The following is a 1,994-nucleotide window of genomic DNA, read 5'->3' as shown; positions in this document are numbered from 1 at the left end:
TTGCGCGCAAGCAGGTCCGTCAGCCACCGGGTGTGCTGATGTTCCAGTCGTGCGATCCTCAGCGCCATGTGCCCCTGAACTCTTTCTCAGCCGTCAGCATGGGCCGATGACTGGACGATGAAACTCTTCGTCCTCACAAGGTATCGCACCTAGCCGACGGTCACTTCAGGCGGCCCCGATGCAGCGCCCGTTGGCTGCCCGGCGGCCTCCTCGGCGATGCGGTTGGCCTCGTGGATGAGGGTCTCGACGATCTCGGATTCGGGCACGGTTCGGATGACCTCGCCCTTGACGAAGATCTGGCCCTTGCCGTTGCCGCTGGCCACGCCGAGATCGGCGTCGCGGGCCTCACCGGGGCCGTTGACGACGCAGCCCATGACGGCCACCCGCAGCGGCACCTCCATGCCTTCGAGTCCGGCGGTGACACGTTCGGCCAGCGTGTACACGTCGACCTGCGCGCGCCCACAAGACGGGCAGGAGACGATTTCGAGCTTTCGGGGCCGCAGGTTGAGGGATTCGAGGATCTGGTTGCCGACCTTGACCTCCTCGGCGGGAGGCGCGGACAGCGAGACTCGGATGGTGTCTCCGATGCCCTCGGCCAGCAGGTGACCGAAGGCGGTGGCGGATTTGATCGTGCCCTGGAAGGCGGGCCCCGCCTCGGTGACGCCGAGATGGAGCGGCCAATCGCCGCGCTCGGCGAGCAGCTCGTACGCGCGGACCATGATCACCGGGTCATGGTGTTTGACGGAGATCTTGAAGTCATAGAATCCGTGTTCTTCGAACAGGGAGGCCTCCCACAGCGCGGATTCGACGAGCGCCTCGGGCGTGGCCTTACCGTATTTGTCCATCAGCCGTCTGTCCAGGGACCCGGCGTTGACGCCGATGCGGATGGACACGCCCGCCTCGGCGGCGGCCTCCGAGATCTCCTTGACCTGGTCATCGAACTTGCGGATGTTGCCGGGGTTGACGCGCACGCCCGCACAGCCCGCGTCGATGGCGGCAAAGACGTATTTGGGTTGGAAGTGGATATCGGCGATGACGGGGATCTGGGATTTGCCGGCGATGATCGGCAGGGCTGCGGCGTCGTCGGCGGTGGGGCAGGCCACGCGCACGATATCGCAGCCGGCGGCGGTGAGTTCGGCGATCTGCTGCAGCGTCCCGTTGATGTCCGTCGTCTGCGTCGTTGTCATCGACTGCACGCTCACCGGGGAATCGGATCCGACCCCCACTGTTCCGACAGCGATCTGCCTCGTCTTCCTTCGCGGAGAAAGCACGGGAGGCGGAGGTGCAGGCATTCCGAGATTGACCGATGTCACGAAGGATCCCTTCAGTCAGGCTGGTGACCAGCCACAATGTCCGAGCCGGCGCCGGTGCGGGACCCGAATTGTGCGGACCACCACCATTGTATGACCTCGCACTGACACAGGGCTGTCCGTCCGCAGGGCGTACCCCGAACAGCCTGCCGGCTGACGGTAGTGTGAAGGTGACCTGACATCGGCACGAAGGAGCAGCCCTGTGAGCACACCCGGATTCGTCGAACCCGATGTCGAGGCGATGGCTGCGGCTCTCGATGCCGCAGCACAGCAGCTCGACGAGCAGGGTGGATCCCTGGCTTGGGGAATCTTTCGCCGAGGCGGCCCTGCCCGAACCGTCAACGCCGACGTTCCGTACCGGATCGCTTCGATGACGAAGTCCTTCACCGCCGCGGCCGTCGGGTTCCTCGCCGCCGAGGGACTCGATCTCGACGCTCCCTTCGGTGTTCTGCTCCCGGAACTGGCGGATACTGCCATCGCCGACCGCACCTGCCGGCAGGCATTGACGATGAGCACCGGTTTCACGAAGGACGACCCGTGGGCGGACCGGATGGAGGCGATGACTCCGGCCGAGCTCACCGCCTGGCTGCACCGCGGCGCCATCGCCTGCGCGCCCGCCGACACCGGCTATGAGTATTCGAACCTCGGCTATGCGCTTCTCGGCATGGTCGCCGAGGCGGTCAC

Annotated in this window: 2 protein-coding genes; one reads left to right on the top strand and one right to left on the bottom strand. The window is 65.8% G+C overall.

What is annotated here, in order from left to right:
- Positions 1-149 precede the first annotated feature (149 nt).
- The gene (ispG, locus tag ACTIIH_RS15575) at positions 150-1,313 is read right to left on the bottom strand and encodes a flavodoxin-dependent (E)-4-hydroxy-3-methylbut-2-enyl-diphosphate synthase (RefSeq protein ID WP_441452760.1); all 1,164 of its coding nucleotides are present in this window, start codon (positions 1,311-1,313) and stop codon (positions 150-152) included.
- 199 nt (positions 1,314-1,512) lie between these two features.
- Between ispG and ACTIIH_RS15570 the strand changes: the two genes are divergently transcribed.
- The coding region (locus tag ACTIIH_RS15570; protein ID WP_441452759.1) for a serine hydrolase domain-containing protein at positions 1,513-1,994 on the top strand (482 nt) is incomplete at its 3' end.

The sequence above is a fragment of the Brevibacterium sp. genome (genome assembly GCF_052105255.1).
GTDB classification, from domain to species: domain Bacteria; phylum Actinomycetota; class Actinomycetes; order Actinomycetales; family Brevibacteriaceae; genus Brevibacterium; species Brevibacterium linens_B.
Note: the sequence above shows the minus strand (reverse complement) of the source record. Positions and strands in the feature narration are given on the sequence as shown.